The sequence below is a fragment of the Geodermatophilus sabuli genome, from assembly GCF_900215145.1.
In the GTDB taxonomy this organism is placed as follows: Bacteria; Actinomycetota; Actinomycetes; order Mycobacteriales; family Geodermatophilaceae; genus Geodermatophilus; species Geodermatophilus sabuli.
This window is the reverse complement of the sequence record NZ_OBDO01000014.1, coordinates 41139-55899: the sequence shown is the minus strand read 5'-3', so window position 1 is coordinate 55899 and position 14761 is coordinate 41139. Positions and strand designations below refer to the sequence as shown.

Here is a 14761-nt window from a genome sequence, read left to right as displayed (position 1 = left end):
CCCCTGCCGGCGGCAGGGGGCTCGGTGCGGGGCCTCAGGCCTCCGCTGCGGTGCGGTCGACGGTGACGTCGACCCGGCCGAAGGCGCGGATGAGGTTGTTCAGCGCGCGCTCGGTGCCCTGCAGGTGGAAGCGGGCGACCCGCGGCGCCAGGGCGCGCAGCAGGGACTCGGTCTCCATGCGGGCCAGGCCCGCGCCGGCGCAGCCGTGCTCGCCCATGCCGAACCCGAGCTGGTGGACGGCGTTGGCGCGGGTGACGTCGAACTCGTCGGGCCGGTCGAACCTGCGCTCGTCCCGGTTGGCCGAGGCGTAGATGACCAGCACGCGGGAGCCCTCGGGGACCTCCACGTCCCCGATCCGGGTGTCCTTGCTGGTGAGCCGGCCGAAGGAGCGGATCGGCGACTCGATCCGGACGACCTCGTTGACGGCGTTGGGGATCAGGCCGGGGTCGTTGCGGATGAGGTCCCACTGGTCGGGGTTCTGGGCGAACAGCCAGACCGCGCTGCCCACCGCGCTGATCGTGGTGTCCAGCGACGGGGCGAGGTAGTCGAGCATGAGCATCATCGCCTGCTCGGTGGAGATGTCCCCGCTGTCGACGGCCTGCAGCACGCCGGCGCCGAGGCTGCCGGGCGACACGTTGCGGGTGCGGACGATCTCGGCGCCGTAGGCGGCCATCTCGCCGCACTGCGGCAGCGCCCGCTCGGTGCGGGCGTTCATCGGCCCGAAGGAGTCGAAGTTGGCGCCGGCCCAGCGCAGCAGGTGCTCGCGGCCCTCCTGCGGCCAGCCGATGAAGTCGGGGACGATCGACAGCGGCAGCGCCCGGGCGAGGTCGGCGACCGCGTCGAAGGAGCCCTTCTCCACCAGGGTGGCGACGAGCTCCTCAGCCTTCTCGGTGACGGTGTCCTTCATCGGGCGCAGCGCGCGCGGGGTCAGCCGGTGGGCTACCACCTGGCGCAGGTGCGCGTGCAGCTCGCCGTCACTGGCGAGCGTGCAGCCGAGGATCGCCTGGTTGGCCGGCTCGTTGAGCGCGATGCCGTTGGCCGAGCGGAAGGTGTCGCCGTCCATGAGGACGGCCTTGGCCTCGTCGTACCGTGCCACGGCGTACGCGGCGTGCTGCGACAGCCACACCGCGGGCCCGAGCTCGCGCAGGGCCCGGTAGTCCTCGTACGGCTCGAGCAGCGCCTCGTCCGTGAAGATGTCCCCGTCGTAGGTGGGGGCCGAGGTCGGGGCGGTCGTGGTCATGTCCGGGGAGGTCCTTCCAACGCGCGAGGCCGCACGACTGCGGTAGTGGACAGTTGTCCGCGTCGCGGACAGCGCGACGATGCCCGAGCTCCGCGCGGTGTGTCAAGGGCCACAACCGCACGGCGGGAGGGCGGGCCGGGCGTCAGTCCGCCGGCGTACCGGGGACCAGGACGACGCGCCCGCAGCCGCCCTCGGCGGTCAGCGCCCAGCCACGCTCCACCTCGGCCAGGGGCAGGACGAGGTGGTCGAGGGACAGCGCCCCTCGCTCGGCGTGCCCGAGGACGTCGGTCAGCGCCGCGGCCCGCTGTTCCGGGGTCAGCGCGTTGTTGGTGTAGCCGAGCACCTCGGCGCTGCGGCTGCGCAGCACCGCGGAGGAGAACCGCGCCTCGTCACCGGAGGCCCCGCCGATGTTGACCAGCCGGCCGAACGGGGCGAGCACGCGGGCGGCCGCCGTCGCCGCCGTCCCGAACACCGGGTCGACGACGACGTCGGCCGCGCCGTCGGTGGCCGCGCCCAGCCGGGCGGCGAGGTCGTCGGCGTCGGCCGACGTCGGCACCACCTCGTCGGCGCCGGCGCGGCGGGCCCGCTCCGCCGACTCCCCCGGCCGACACACGCCGACCACCCGGGCGGCGCCGAGCAGCTTCGCCGCACCGACGGCGACCTGGCCGACCGCGCCGCCAGCGCCGAGCACGACGACCCGCTCCCCGGCCCGGAACCGCCCGCGCCAGGTCAGCGCCATCCACGCGGCGACGGCGGAGAGCCCGAGGGCCGCGGCGAGCACGTCGGGCACGTCGGCAGTCACCGGGACGACGTCGGCATCCGGCACCGCGCACAACTCGCCGAGGCTGCCGTCACCGGGCGCCATCCCGGCCGACGTGGCGAACCAGACGCGGCTGCCGGGCGGGTGCGCCCCCGACTGCTCGACGACGCCCACGCCCTGCACCCCGGGCACGTACGGCGTCGCCGGACGGCCGAAGTAGGAGGTGCCCGAGGCGCAGAGCAGGTCCAGCGGCACGACCGGCGCCGCGGTCACCCGCACGAGGGTGCGACCCGCGGCGGGCTCGGGCGCCGGGTGGGTGCCGAGCCGGGGCGGCGCGCCGAGGGTGGTCAGGACGGCGGCCCGCACGGCGGTGCTCCCTCAGGTGGAGATGTCCGGGTACGGCATGGAGATGTGTTCCATCGCCTTGCCGTAGGCCTTCTGGTACTCCAGCGGGCCGTGGTCGCGCTCGAACATCGCGATGAACAGCGTCAGGGTGAGGAAGGGGTGCGCACCCATCTGGAAGAGGGTGACGTGGTCGTGCTCCCGCAGCGCCTTCCGCTCGTCCTCGGTGAACGACAGCCACGTCGTCTTCTCGGCGTCGATGACGTTGAGGATCCTGTTGGCCATCTCGGCCTCCCACCACTCCACCGTGCCGGCCGGGTCCTCCCGGTAGCGCTCGACCAGCTCCGGGTCGCGGTCCACGGTGTAGAGGAACTTGTCGAGCAGGTACTTGCTCACGCGTGGGTCTCCGTTCTCGCCGTCCGCGGCCTCAGGCCGGTGCCCCGTTGGGGTACCAGGTGAAGTAGGCCTCCATCGTGTGGAACAGGTCGAGGGTGTCGACGTGGTCGGCCTTCCGGCCCTCGCCGGCGACGCCCATCATCAGCATGAAGTCCATGAAGCCGTGGGTGGCGTTCCCCGGGCTGTGCAGGCTGTCCAGGCTCACCTCGGCCAGGCAGCCCTCGATGTCACCGCTGGCGATCCACTCGACGGCCTTGCGGTCGAACTCGGGGTCGGGGCCGTGCTCGCCGAACTGGCGGGGGCCGCCGAGCTCCAGCGACAGGTGACCGGTGCCGATTATCGCGACCCGCTTGCCGCTCTCCCAGGACTCGACCATCTCGCGGATCGCCCGGCCCAGCTGCACGAACCGCTTCGGTTGCGGCAGCGGCGGGGCGAAGATGTTGGTGTAGATCGGCACGATCGGCAGGTCCGCCTGCGGCCGCAGCGTGATGATCGGGCACGTGATGCTGTGGTCGATCCGCAGCTCGTTGCTGAACGCCAGGTCGAAGTCGCGGTCCAGGCCGTCGCGGAGGATGTGCGCGGCGAGTTCCTCCTCGCCCTTCAGCGTCATCCGCGGGAGCCCGAACTCGCGCTCCTCGTTGTACCAGTTGGCGTCGAAGAAGGGCGCCTTGCCGACGAGGAACTGGGGCATGTTGTCCAGCCACAGCTGGTGGAAGTGGTCACTGCCGACCATCACCAGCACGTCGGGCTCGGCCCGGGTGAGCGTCTCCCGGAAGCGCTCGATCTTGGCGACCCACTCGTCAGCGAACGGCGGCCGGTCCGCGCCGGTCGACGTGCTCGCCCGGTAGTAGAAGGGGTGGTGCGTGGACGCGATGACCGCGGCGACTTCAGCCATGCCGACCTCCGTTGGCGTCGATGTCTGGGGTGTACGGGTCGGGTGCGACGGACCGGTTGTTGAGGTCCACCGACAGGAAGATCTCGTTGCCGACAGGGTGCCGCAGTTCCTCGGCCAGCTGACCGATGAGACCCGCGGTGCGCGCCAGCAGGGCGAACCCGCGCAGCAGCTCCAGCGGCAGCCCGAGGTCGGCCAGCGCCGCCCCGCACACGCCGGCGCCGTTGAGCGGCAGCGTCTTCCCCAGCACCTGGGGGTGCACCCGGCCGATCGCCGCGAACAGCGACAGGTGGGGGCCGTACAGCCCCTCCTCCGCCGCGATCTCGAACAGCCGCGGGGTGCGCGGGTCGCCCTGCTTGTGCACGTGGTGGCCCAGCCCCGGCACGAAGCGTCGGGCCGCCCGCTGGGCCTGCACGGTCTCCAGCGCGAGGGCGTCCCATCCGGCGTCGTCGCTGGGCAGGTCGCCGTCCACGCCCGTGAGGACGTCGTGCAGGAAGCGGCCGCAGTCCTCGGTGACCCCCAGGAACCGGGAGCCGCCGCCGAGCAGGCCGGCCGCGAGCGCCCCCTGCACGGAGTCCGGGGCGGAGAGGTAGGTCAGCCGGGTGACGATCGCGGTCGGCGTGAAGCCGTGGTCGGCCAGCGCCGCCAGCACCGCCTCGAAGACCCGGGTCTCGCCCCTCGACGGACGCCGCTGGGTGGCCAGCCAGAAGGCCAGCTCCCCGAAGCCGACCTCGCCCATCACGTCGCGGGCGAGGTCGGAGCCCAGCAGCGTGATGCTCTCCAGGCTGGAGGCGCCGAGCGCGGTGTCGTACCGGGGCCGGCCGTCGTCGCTCACGCCGTGCCCTCCACCTCGTCGGGGCTCCCGGCCACCGGTGCGGACAGCCAGGCGCGGATCTCCGCGCCGTGCTCGTCGAGGCCCGGCGGGGGCAGTCGGTAGTCGGCGGGGGTGTCGGAGAAGGTGATCGGGTTGCGCACCGACGGGACGGCGGCCGCGCCCTCCCCAACGGTCACGACCGGGTCGAGCCCGACCTCCTCGGCGAAGGCCACGCCCTGGTCGACGGTGTTGATCGGCCCGCACGGCACGCCGGCGGCGATGATGTCGCGGAACCACTCCTGCTTGGTCCGGGTGCGCAGCCGCTCCACCAGCAGCGGCCGCAGCTGGTCGCGGTTGGCGGTGCGGTCCTCGTTGCGCAGGAAGCGGGGGTCGTCGGCCAGCTCGGGCACGCCCAGCACCCCGACCAGCTTGCGGAACTGGCCGCTGTTGCCGGCGGTGATGATCAGGTCGCCGTCGGAGCACGGCAGCGGCTCGTAGGGGAACAGGCTGGGGTGGCTGTTGCCCATGCGGAACGGCACGACGCCGCCGGCGACGTACGCGCTGGAGTGGTTGACCAGGCCCGACAGCGCCGACGCCAGCAGGTTGACCTCGACGTGCTGGCCCCGCCCGCTCGCGTGCCGGGCGTTGAGCGCACTGAGCACGCCGATGGTCGCGTGCAGCCCCGCCATCACGTCGAAGACGGAGATGCCGGCGCGGAAGGGCTCGCCCTCGGGGTCGCCGGTGAGGCTCATGAGGCCGGAGATGGCCTGCACGATGAGGTCGTAGCCGGGCAGCGACCGGCCCTGCGGGCCGCTGCCGAAGCCGCTGATCGAGGCGTAGACGACGCCGGGGTTGCCCTCGGCGACGGTCTCGTAGTCCAGACCGAAGCGGGCCAGCCCGCCGGGCTTGAAGTTCTCGATGACCACGTCGGCCCGGCGGGCCAGCTCGCGGGCGGCGGCGGCGTCGTCGGGGTCCTTGAGGTCCAGCGCGATCGAGCGTTTGTTGCGGTTGACGCCCAGGTAGTAGGTGGAGACGCCGTCGCGGACCGGCGGGGCCCAGCTGCGGGTGTCGTCACCGGCGGGGCTCTCCACCTTGACCACCTCGGCGCCGAGATCGGCGAGGAGCATGGTGGCGTAGGGCCCGGCGAGCACCCGGGAGAAGTCGGCGACCAGCAGGCCCGAGAGCGGCCCGCCACCCGGCGTCGCGCCCGGTGGGAGCGCGTGTGCGGTCATCGGCCAAGCCCCTCTCATCGCCCAGCGACCGGCATGCGGACGCTGGTCCGCACACCGCGTCCCGAGTCTTGGCGTTGCCCTCGTCACTGTCAAGCGATGGCCGGTGTTGCGAGACGGGGCGGCCATGGCGTGCAGCTGTCTTGACAGTCTCCCCGAGGCGGCGCGAGGGTGACTCGATTCGACGTCCTGACCGGTATACGGACGCAGGTCCGCACTCGGTTGCCAGTCTCGAGGAGGAGACGATGACCAGTTCCGACGGCCCGGTCCCGGTGGCCGGACGCCCCGTGGTGCTGCGTGGCGGCACCGTGCTCACCATGGACGACGCCTGCACGGTGCTCGCCGACGCCGACGTCCTGGTCGTCGACGACCGGATCGCCGCCGTGGGCCCGCGCCTGGAGGTGCCCGAGGGCACCCAGGAGATCGACGCGTCCGGCGGCGTCGTCATGCCCGGGATGATCGACACGCACCGGCACATGTGGCAGACGGCGATGCGCGGCTACGGCGCGGACTGGACGCTGACCCAGTACTTCGTCTGGTACTACCTCGAGCACGGCAAGAAGTTCCGACCCGAGGACATCGCGGCCGGCAACCGGCTGGCCGCCATCGAGTCCCTGGACGCCGGCGTCACCACCACCGTCGACTGGTCGCACAACCTGCACTCCGTCGACCACGCCGAGGCCGCCCTCGACGCCCTGCGGTCGGTGCCCGGCCGGTTCGTCCTCGCCTACGGCAACATCCAGGCCGGCCCCTGGGAGTGGACCGCCGACCCCGCCGTCCGGTCGTTCCTCGAGCGGCTGCGCGACGCCCGCGACGACATGATGGGCGTGCAGATCGCCTTCGACGTCACCGGCGACCCGGCGTTCCCGGAGAAGGCGGCCTTCGAGGTGGCCCGGGACCTCGGCCTCCCGGTGACCACGCACGCCGGTGTCTGGGGTGCCACGAGCGACACCGGCATCCAGCAGATGTACGACAACGGGTTCATGACGCCGGAGACCACCTACGTCCACGCGTCCACGCTGACCCGGGACTCCTACCAGCGGATCGCCGCGACCGGCGGGTCGATCTCGGTGGCGACGGAGTCGGAGTGCAGCGCCGGGCAGGGGCACGCCCCCACCGAGCAGGTGCTGCAGTACGGCATCCCGGTGTCGCTGTCGATGGACACCAGCGTGTGGTGGAGCGGCGACATGTTCTCCGCCATGCGGGCGACGCTCAACGCCGACCGCATGTCCGAGCACCTGACCGCGCACCTCAAGGGGGAGACGATCACCCACCTGCGCCTGCGCGCGCAGCAGGTCGTCGAGTGGACCACCCGGGGCGGCGCGCACACGATCGGCCGCGACTCCGACCTCGGCAGCCTCGAGCCGGGCAAGAAGGCCGACCTCGTCCTCGTCAAGAACGACGACTCCCCGGTGTCCTTCCCGCTGCTCAACCCGCTCGGGCACGTCGTGTTCCAGGCGCAGCGCTCCGACGTGCACACCGTCGTGGTCGACGGCCGCGTGGTGAAGTACGCCGGCAAGCTGGTCGGGATCGACCTGGCCCCGGTGCGCCGCGAGATCGAGAACACCATCGACTTCCTGCGCGCGGAGATCGGCGAGGAGGCGTGGCAGGCCGGGATGTTCCCCGACAAGCCGGAGGCCGAGGCGGACATCCTCGACAACCCGTACCAGTACAGCGACTTCAAGGACGAGTCCAAGCGGGCCGGCGGCGAGGACCGCGTCCTCGGACGCTGAGCTCCGGGCGCCGCGGGGAGGGCCGTCCGCCCTCCCCGCGGCGCCGTCGACCGACGGAGGGGGAGACACCATGGCGGGACGCGGGACCGGACCGGACTTCGTCGAGGCGCTGGCACGCGGGCTGGACGTGCTGGCCTGCTTCGACGCCGACCACCGGAGCATGACGCTGTCGGAGGTCGCCGCGGCCGCGCGGCTGGCCCGGCCGACGGCGCGCCGGCTGCTGCTCACGCTGGAGGAGCTCGGCTTCGTCCGGTCGGTCGGCCACGCCTTCCAGCTCACGCCGAAGGTGCTCACCCTCGGCATGGCCTACGTGGGGGCGCTCGGGCTGTGGGAGATCGCCCGGCCGCACCTGGAGGCCCTGGTCGCGCAGACCGGCGAGTCGTCGTCCATGACGCAGCTGGACGGCTCCGACGTCGTCTACGTCGCCCGGGTGTCGGTGCCCAAGCTCATCACCCTGCGCGTGGAGATCGGCACGCGGTTCCCGGCGGTGCAGACGTCGCAGGGGAAGGTGCTGCTGGCCGCCCTCTCCCCCGACGAGCTCGAGGTGACGCTGGCCCAGCCCAGCCGCGCCGGGCTGCCCGCCTACATCGGCCGCAGCCCCGAGCAGCTGCGCGACGAGCTGGTCGGCGTCCGGGCCCGGGGCTGGGCGCTGGCCGACGAGGAGCTCGCACCCGGGGTCCGCTCGGTCGCCGTCCCGGTCCGTGACGCGTCGGGCGCGGTCCGGGCGGCCATGAACGTGACCGTGCACGCGGCGGAGACCTCCACCGAGCACCTGCTCGGCGAGCACCTGCCCAAGCTGCTGCGCACCGCGGGGGACGTCAGCGCGGAGTGGGCGGTCTGGCAGTCCCGCCCGCACCTCGACCTCCACCGGGCGACCGACGGCGGCACCGCGAGCGCCTGACCCCCCGCGCGGGCGGCAGCGGGAGTCCCTACGGTCGAGGTGGAGCCCCCCGCCGGTCCGACAGGAGATGCCATGTCGCACAACGAGCTGCCCCCGCCCTCCGCCCGCGCCCGCGAGCTCTACGACCGGATGGTCGTGTTCATGCGCGAGGAGGTGCTGCCGGCCGAGGCGGAGTACCACGCCGCCCGGCGGGAGGCGGGCCCCGACGGACACGAGGTGCCGGCGGTGGTCGAGAGGCTCAAGGAGAAGGCGCGCGAGCGGGAGCTGTGGAACCTGTTCCTGCCCGCGGAGTCGGGGCTGACCCAGCTGGAGTACGCGCCGATCGCCGAGCTGTCGGGGTGGAGCCTGGACCTCGCGCCCGAGGCGATCAACTGCGCCGCCCCCGACACCGGGAACATGGAGCTGCTGCACCTGCTCGGCACCGAGGAGCAGAAGAAGCAGTGGCTGGAGCCCCTGCTGCAGGGGGAGATCCGCTCGGCGTTCGCCATGACCGAGCCCGACGTGGCCAGCAGCGACGCGACGAACATCGGCACCCGCATCACCCGGGACGGCGACGAGTACGTCATCAACGGGCGCAAGTGGTGGACCAGCGGCGCGATGGACCCGCGCTGCGCGCTGTTCATCCTCATGGGGAAGACCGACCCCTCGGCGCCGACGCACCGGCAGCAGTCGATGGTCATCGTCCCCCGGGAGACGCCCGGCGTGACCGTCGTCCGGGACTACCCGGTCCTGGGCCACCACGACCAGCACGGCCACGCCCAGGTGCGCTTCGACGACGTCCGGGTGCCGGTGACGAACGTGGTCGGCGAGGAGGGTGGCGGGTTCGCCGCCGCCCAGGCCCGGCTGGGCCCCGGCCGGATCCACCACTGCATGAGGGCCCTCGGCGCGGCGGAGCGGGCGCTGGCCCTGCTGAGCGCGCGGGCGCAGGAGCGGACGGCGTTCGGCGGGCCGCTGGCCGACCAGGGCGTCGTGCAGCAGTCGATCGCGGAGTCCCGGCTGGAGATCGAGCAGGCCCGGCTGCTGTGCCACCGCGCCTGCCAGGTGATCGACACCGAGGGCAACAAGGCGGCCAAGGACCTCGTGGCGATGGCGAAGGTGGCCGTGCCCCGGGCGGCCACCCGCGTCATCGACCGCGCCATCCAGGTGCACGGCGGCGCCGGCATGACGGACGTGACGCCGCTGGCGGCCATGTACGCCTGGCACCGGGCGATGCGGCTGTTCGACGGCCCGGACGAGGTGCACCTGAGGTCGATCGCCCGCACCGAGCTCAAGCGCGAGCCGCTGCTGCCCCCGGGCCGGGTGGTCGTCGACTGACGGAGGCCCCCGCCCCGAGCCGGCTCGGGGCGGGGCCGGGACGGGCCTCTACGATCCGGCCTCGTGGACCAGCAGGCGATGACCGGGATCGTGCGGCGGTACTGGGACGGGTTGTGGAACCGGCGGGAGCTCGGCGTCATCGACGAGCTGATCGGCGAGCCCTACGTCCGGCACTCCTCCACCGGCACCCGCTCGTTGACCCGCGCGGAGTTCAAGCGCGAGGTCGCGAACTCCTGGCAACTGCTGCACGACCCGGCGACGACCGTCGACGACCAGGTCACCGCCGAGGACCGGGTGTGGACCCGCGCGACGACCACGGGGGTGAACCTCGACACCGGGGACACCTCGGTGGTCACCTGGCTCGTGGTGCACCGGGTGGCCGACGGCCGGATCGTGGAGTCCTGGAGCGCGACGCTGCCGGGCGTCGACTGGCGCTGACCGCGGCGGTCAGCCGAGGTCGCGCAGCCGCTGGGCGCGGCCCACGCGGCGCCGGCTCACGAGCACGAAGAGCAGCACGAACAGCAGGACGCCGACGCCCATCCCGGTGAGGGTCCAGCGCAGCCCGATGACGTCGGCGAGCAGGCCCAGCGGCAGCGCCGCGATGCCGAAGGCGCCGAAGCTGAGCATGATCAGCGACTGCACGCGGCCGTGGTACTCCATGTCCGACAGCGCGATCAGCTGCGACTGGTTGGTCGTCTGGAACGCCAGCATCGACCCGCCGACCACCAGCAGGACGACGAGCGCGACGCCGGCGTTCGGCGACACCGCCAGGCCGCAGATGGCCAGGCCGAACAGAGCACCGGACACGACGAACACCCGGTTCTCCCGTGCCCGCGACGATCGCCGCCCGAGCAGCAGACCCGCGGTGACGCCACCGACGGCCGACGTCGCCGACAGCACGCCGTAGCCGACCGAGCCGAGCCCGAACAGGTCGCTGGAGATCGTCGGCATGAACGCCAGGTACGGCATCCCGCACATGGTGACGCCGATGCCGCACCAGGTCAGCGCGGACAGCTCGGGGTGCCGGCGGACGTAGCGGACGCCGTCGGCCAGCTCGCCGAACGGGGAGCGGTCCGACGGCTCCCCGCGGCGACGGCCCGGCGGCAGCGCGCCGGTGAGCAGCAGCCCGACGGTCGCGAGCCCGGCGCTGGCGAGGAAGACCGCCTCGGTGCCCCAGGCGACCGTCCCGACCACGACGCCGGCCAGGGCCGGGCCGACGACCCGGTTCACCTCGGCGTTGACCAGCAGCAACGACACCGCCTGCGGCACCGACCCGCGCGGCACCAACTCGGAGAGGAACGCCATCCGGGCGGGGTTGAACAGCGCGAAGCCGACGGCCTGGAGCACGCCGGCGCCGAGCAGCATCCAGTACTGGATGACGTCGAAGACCACCGCCAGGCCGATCCATGCGCTGGAGGTGGCCAGCACGAGCACCGACACCTGCAGCACCAGGCGTTTGGGCAGCCGGTCGGCGGCCACCCCGCCCCACGGTGTGGCGATCAGCAGCGCGATGCCGAAGGACAGCAGCACCCCGCCGAGGGCCGCGTTGGAGCCGGTGAGCTCGAAGGCGAGCCAGCTCCGCGCGATCGCCTGCCCCATGACACCGAGGAAGACCGCCGCGGCGTTCAGGTACAACACGAGGAAGCCGCCGATGCGCAGGATCGCCAGCGCGCCCATGGGTCGCGTGGCCGCCGGCTCCGCGGCGGCGATCCCGGTGTCCGGCGTGGTCTCCGCGCTCATGGCTCCCTCGTCCCGGCAGACCGTCGGCCTGCACCCTGCCGGTCTACCACCGCGGTGGTCCCCGGTCCGACACCGTTTCCGGCACGGGGACGACGTCCTCGCACCGTCCCGGTCAGCGGCCCCGCCAGACCGGCGCCCGCTTCTCCGCGAAGGCGGTGGCGCCCTCGCGGGCGTCCTCGCTGCCGAACACCGGCGCAAGCACCTCGGCCTGCCGGGCCCAGCCCTCCTCGGTCGTCCAGTCGGCGCTGCCCCGGGCGATCTGCTTGGTCGCGGCCAGCGCCAGCGGGCCGTTGGCGGCGATGGTCGCGGCCAGCTGCAGGGCGCCGTCCAGCGCGCCGCCGGCCGGGGTCAGCCGGTTGACCAGCCCCACCTCGGCCGCGCGCGGGGCGGCCAGCGGGTCGCCGGTCAGCAGCATCTCCATCGCCACGTTCGGCGGCACCCGCCGCGACAGCAGCAGTGCGCCGCCGCCGGCGGCGACGAGGGCCCGCTTGACCTCCGGGACGCCGAAGCGGGCGTCCTCCGCGGCGACGATGAGGTCGCAGGCCAGCACCAGCTCGAACCCGCCGGCCAGCGCCCACCCCTCGACGGCGGCGAGGAAGGGCTTGCGCGGCGGGGTCTGGGTGATGCCGCACAGGCCGCGGCCCTCGATCGCCGGGGTCTCCCCCCGGAGGAAGGCCTTGAGGTCCATCCCGGCGGAGAAGGTGCCGCCGGCGCCGGTGAGGACGCCGACCCGCAGCTCGTCGGAGGCGTCGAGCTCGTCGACGGCGGCGGCCACGGCCTCGGCCACCGCCCGGGTGAGCGCGTTCTTCGCCTCCGGCCGGTTGATCGTGATGACCTGGATGCCGTCGCGCCGATCGACCAGTACCTCGTCCGCCACCGGACCTCCTCGGGAGTCGTCTGCGTGTCGCCGACCTCGGGGGCCGGGTCAGTCGGCCTGGACGACGGCGCCGGAGTCCAGCAGCCGGTCCACCTCGTCGCCCGGGATCCCCCACGCCTGCAGCGCCGTCCGGGTGTCCCGCCCCGGGGGGCGGGGGGCGCCGCGCACCGCGGCGGGCGTGCGGGAGAAGCGGGGCGCCGGGGCCGGCTGGGGGTGACCGTCCACGTCGGCGAAGGTGCCGCGGGCGGCCAGGTGCGGGTGCGCCGGGGCCTCGGTCAGGCCCAGCACCGGGGTGACGCAGGCGTCGGTGCCCTCGAAGGTCGCCGTCCACTCGTCGCGGGTGCGGGTGGCGAACACCCCGGCGATCACCTGCCGCTGCTCGGGCCAGCGGGCGACGTCGAACTGGCCGCCGGGCAGGTCCCCGGTGAGGCCGAGGCCGGCGAGGAACTGCGCGTAGAACTGCGGCTCGATCGCCCCCACGGCGACGTGCCGGCCGTCGGCGCAGGCGTAGGTGTCGTAGAACGGGGCGCCGCCGTCGAGCAGGTTCACCGCGCGGCGGTCCTGCCACATCCCGGCGGCGAGCATCCCGTAGACCATCGTGACCAGGGAGCTGGCCCCGTCGACCATGGCCGCGTCCACGACCTGACCCTGCCCGCTGGTGCCCCGCTCCAGCAGCGCCGCGAGGACCCCGACGAGCAGGAACATCGACCCGCCGCCGAAGTCGGCGCCGATGTTGAGCGGGGCGATCGGCTTGTCCGCCGTCCCGATGGCGTGCAGGGCGCCGGTCAGCCCGAGGTAGTTGATGTCGTGCCCCGCGCGGGCGGCCAGGGGGCCCTCCTGGCCCCAGCCGGTCATCCGCGCGTACACCAGCCGGGGGTTGCGGGCCAGGCAGTCGTCGGGGCCCAGGCCCAGCCGCTCGATGACGCCGGGCCGCAGGGCCTCCACCAGCACGTCGGCGGACTCCACCAGCCGGAGGACGACGTCGCGGCCGTCGGGGCTCTTCAGGTCGACGGCCACCGACGGGCGGCTGCGGTGCAGCGCCTCCCTGGCCGGCGGCACCAGCTGCGTGCCGCCGCCGGGGCGGTCGACCCGGACGACGTCGGCCCCGAGTTCGGCCAGCAGCATGCAGGCGTACGGGGCGGGACCCAGCCCGGCCAGCTCGACGACGCGGATGCCGGCGAGGGGGCCGGAGGGCGGCTGCACGCCGATCACGCTAGCAACCTGTGACCACGGTCACCGGGACGCGCGGGAGGTCCCGGTGCCCTACGTTCGGGCCCGTGAGCGGACAGGGGCGCGAGCGCTGGTTCGAGGACTACGTGCCGGGGACGACCACCGAGCACGGCCCCCTGCGGGTGGCGGAGGCCGACGTCGTGGACTTCGGTCGGCGCTTCGACCCGCAGCCCTTCCACGTCGACCCCGGGGCGGCGGCCGCGGGCCCGTTCGGCGGGCTGATCGCCAGCGGCTGGCACACCTGCGCGCTGATGATGCGGCTGTTCGCCGACGAGTACCTCTCCCCCGTCTCCAGCCTCGGCTCCCCCGGCATCGACGAGCTGCGCTGGACCGCCCCGGTGCGGCCCGGCGACGAGCTCACCCTGCGCACGACGGTCGAGGAGGCACGCCTGTCGCGCTCCAAGCCCGACCGGGGTTTGCTGCGCACCCGCATCGAGCTGCTCAACCAGGACGGGGTCGTCGCACTGAGCATGGTGGCGATGAACCTGGTCCGCGCCCGCCCCGCCTGAGGTCACGTCCCGATCGCCCCGATCGCCTCGAGCAGCCGGGCCCGGGCGGGGGCCAGCGACGGGCCGTACCAGGTGAGGTCGCGGCCGGAGACCAGCGCGGTGCGGGTGCCGGGGAAGGCCTCGGGCCCGTCGTCCGCGGTGAACTCGTAGGGCTCGTCGGGGAGGACGACGACGTCCGGCCCGGCCGCGGCGATCGCCTCGACCGCCACCGCCGGGTAGCGGTCGTCGGATCCGGCGAACACGTTGACGAGCCCGAGGCGGGCCACGACGTCGCCGGTGAAGGTGCGGGCGCCCACGACCATCCACGGGTCCCGCCACACGGGGACCGCGACGCGCAGCCCCCTCCCCGGTGCCGGCTCGGCCCAGACGTCGGCCGCCGCGGTCAGCCACCCCGGCTCGCCGACGTCGAGCACCTCGTCGAAGAGCCGCCGCATCGAGGCCAGGGCCTGGTCGACCGACTCGATGACGGTCACCCACACCGGGACACCCGCCGCGCGCAGCCGGTCGACGTCCAGGCGCCGGTTCTCCTCCTGGTTGGCGACCACGAGGTCCGGCGCCAGCGCCTCGATCGCGGCGCGGTCGGGGTTCTTGGTGCCCCGCACCCGGGGCACGTCGAGGCCGGCCGGGTGGGTGCACCAGTCGGTGGCGCCCACCAGCCGCTCGGGCACGGTGACCGCCAGCGCCTCGGTGAGCGAGGGCACCAGCGAGACCACCCGCCGCGGCGCCCGCGGCAGGTCGACCGCCGTCCCGAGGTCATCAGCCGGCACGGTCGCCAGTGGCAGAA

The 14761-nt window shown here is 73.8% G+C and carries 15 protein-coding genes; 5 read left to right on the top strand and 10 right to left on the bottom strand.

From position 1 onward, the window contains the following. Positions 1 to 34: 34 nt before the first annotated feature. The 6 genes from CRP39_RS24430 to CRP39_RS24405 form a co-directional block, all read right to left on the bottom strand. A complete protein-coding gene (locus CRP39_RS24430) occupies positions 35 to 1240 on the bottom strand; it encodes a cytochrome P450 (RefSeq protein ID WP_097208997.1) in 1206 nt (401 codons plus the stop codon). Positions 1241 to 1382: 142 nt separating this feature from the next. Further along, the gene (locus tag CRP39_RS24425) at positions 1383 to 2366 is read right to left on the bottom strand and encodes a quinone oxidoreductase family protein (RefSeq protein ID WP_097208996.1); all 984 of its coding nucleotides are present in this window, start codon (positions 2364 to 2366) and stop codon (positions 1383 to 1385) included. 12 nt (positions 2367 to 2378) lie between these two features. Further along, the gene (locus tag CRP39_RS24420) at positions 2379 to 2738 is read right to left on the bottom strand and encodes a hypothetical protein (protein ID WP_097208995.1); all 360 of its coding nucleotides are present in this window, start codon (positions 2736 to 2738) and stop codon (positions 2379 to 2381) included. Between the two features lie 31 nt (positions 2739 to 2769). Continuing rightward, positions 2770 to 3633: a DODA-type extradiol aromatic ring-opening family dioxygenase gene (locus tag CRP39_RS24415; RefSeq protein WP_097208994.1), complete on the bottom strand. Its 864-nt coding sequence runs from the start codon at positions 3631 to 3633 to the stop codon at positions 2770 to 2772. Next, on the bottom strand, positions 3626 to 4465 hold the full coding sequence (locus CRP39_RS24410) for a citryl-CoA lyase (protein ID WP_097208993.1): 840 nt from the start codon (positions 4463 to 4465) through the stop codon (positions 3626 to 3628). Before CRP39_RS24410 ends, CRP39_RS24415 begins: the two co-directional genes overlap by 8 nt. After that, on the bottom strand, positions 4462 to 5676 hold the full coding sequence (locus CRP39_RS24405; protein WP_097208992.1) for a CaiB/BaiF CoA transferase family protein: 1215 nt from the start codon (positions 5674 to 5676) through the stop codon (positions 4462 to 4464). The genes CRP39_RS24410 and CRP39_RS24405 overlap by 4 nt, the downstream gene beginning before the upstream one ends. 242 nt (positions 5677 to 5918) lie before the next feature. On the opposite strand from CRP39_RS24405, the gene CRP39_RS24400 reads away from it, so the two are divergent. The 4 genes from CRP39_RS24400 to CRP39_RS24385 all read left to right on the top strand — a co-directional run bounded on the left by CRP39_RS24400 (position 5919) and on the right by CRP39_RS24385 (position 10059). Then, positions 5919 to 7406: an amidohydrolase family protein gene (locus tag CRP39_RS24400; RefSeq protein WP_097208991.1), complete on the top strand. Its 1488-nt coding sequence runs from the start codon at positions 5919 to 5921 to the stop codon at positions 7404 to 7406. 70 nt (positions 7407 to 7476) lie between these two features. After that, a complete protein-coding gene (locus CRP39_RS24395) occupies positions 7477 to 8307 on the top strand; it encodes an IclR family transcriptional regulator domain-containing protein (RefSeq protein ID WP_097208990.1) in 831 nt (276 codons plus the stop codon). A gap of 72 nt (positions 8308 to 8379) precedes the next feature. Then, a complete protein-coding gene (locus CRP39_RS24390; protein ID WP_097208989.1) occupies positions 8380 to 9621 on the top strand; it encodes an acyl-CoA dehydrogenase family protein in 1242 nt (413 codons plus the stop codon). Between the two features lie 63 nt (positions 9622 to 9684). Beyond that, positions 9685 to 10059: an ester cyclase gene (locus tag CRP39_RS24385; RefSeq protein WP_097208988.1), complete on the top strand. Its 375-nt coding sequence runs from the start codon at positions 9685 to 9687 to the stop codon at positions 10057 to 10059. 9 nt (positions 10060 to 10068) lie between these two features. Here the strand turns inward: CRP39_RS24385 and CRP39_RS24380 are convergent, their stop codons facing one another. The 3 genes from CRP39_RS24380 to CRP39_RS24370 form a co-directional block, all read right to left on the bottom strand. After that, positions 10069 to 11361 carry an MFS transporter gene (locus CRP39_RS24380; protein WP_097208987.1) on the bottom strand — a complete coding sequence of 431 codons (1293 nt, stop codon included), beginning with the start codon at positions 11359 to 11361 and terminating at the stop codon, positions 10069 to 10071. A 112-nt stretch (positions 11362 to 11473) separates the two neighbouring features. After that, complete coding sequence (locus CRP39_RS24375) at positions 11474 to 12238, bottom strand: crotonase/enoyl-CoA hydratase family protein (RefSeq protein ID WP_097208986.1); 765 nt, start codon at positions 12236 to 12238, stop codon at positions 11474 to 11476. Between the two features lie 48 nt (positions 12239 to 12286). Then, on the bottom strand, positions 12287 to 13441 hold the full coding sequence (locus tag CRP39_RS24370; protein ID WP_097209038.1) for a CaiB/BaiF CoA transferase family protein: 1155 nt from the start codon (positions 13439 to 13441) through the stop codon (positions 12287 to 12289). Positions 13442 to 13515: 74 nt separating this feature from the next. On the opposite strand from CRP39_RS24370, the gene CRP39_RS24365 reads away from it, so the two are divergent. Continuing rightward, positions 13516 to 13977, top strand: coding sequence for a MaoC family dehydratase (locus CRP39_RS24365; protein ID WP_097208985.1), 462 nt, complete (start codon positions 13516 to 13518; stop codon positions 13975 to 13977). A gap of 2 nt (positions 13978 to 13979) precedes the next feature. On the opposite strand, the gene CRP39_RS24360 is transcribed toward CRP39_RS24365, so the two are convergent. Next, a complete protein-coding gene (locus CRP39_RS24360) occupies positions 13980 to 14744 on the bottom strand; it encodes a helical backbone metal receptor (protein ID WP_097208984.1) in 765 nt (254 codons plus the stop codon). Positions 14745 to 14761 lie beyond the last annotated feature (17 nt).

Bases quoted from the DNA above. Each gene is read 5' to 3' on its own strand.
- CRP39_RS24430 (WP_097208997.1), bottom strand. From the start codon at position 1,240: ATGACCACGACCGCCCCGACCTCGGCCCCCACCTACGACGGGGACATC.
- CRP39_RS24415 (WP_097208994.1), bottom strand. From the start codon at position 3,633: ATGGCTGAAGTCGCCGCGGTCATCGCGTCCACGCACCACCCCTTCTAC.
- CRP39_RS24405 (WP_097208992.1), bottom strand. From the start codon at position 5,676: ATGACCGCACACGCGCTCCCACCGGGCGCGACGCCGGGTGGCGGGCCG.
- CRP39_RS24400 (WP_097208991.1), top strand. From the start codon at position 5,919: ATGACCAGTTCCGACGGCCCGGTCCCGGTGGCCGGACGCCCCGTGGTG.
- CRP39_RS24395 (WP_097208990.1), top strand. From the start codon at position 7,477: ATGGCGGGACGCGGGACCGGACCGGACTTCGTCGAGGCGCTGGCACGC.
- CRP39_RS24390 (WP_097208989.1), top strand. From the start codon at position 8,380: ATGTCGCACAACGAGCTGCCCCCGCCCTCCGCCCGCGCCCGCGAGCTC.
- CRP39_RS24380 (WP_097208987.1), bottom strand. From the start codon at position 11,361: ATGAGCGCGGAGACCACGCCGGACACCGGGATCGCCGCCGCGGAGCCG.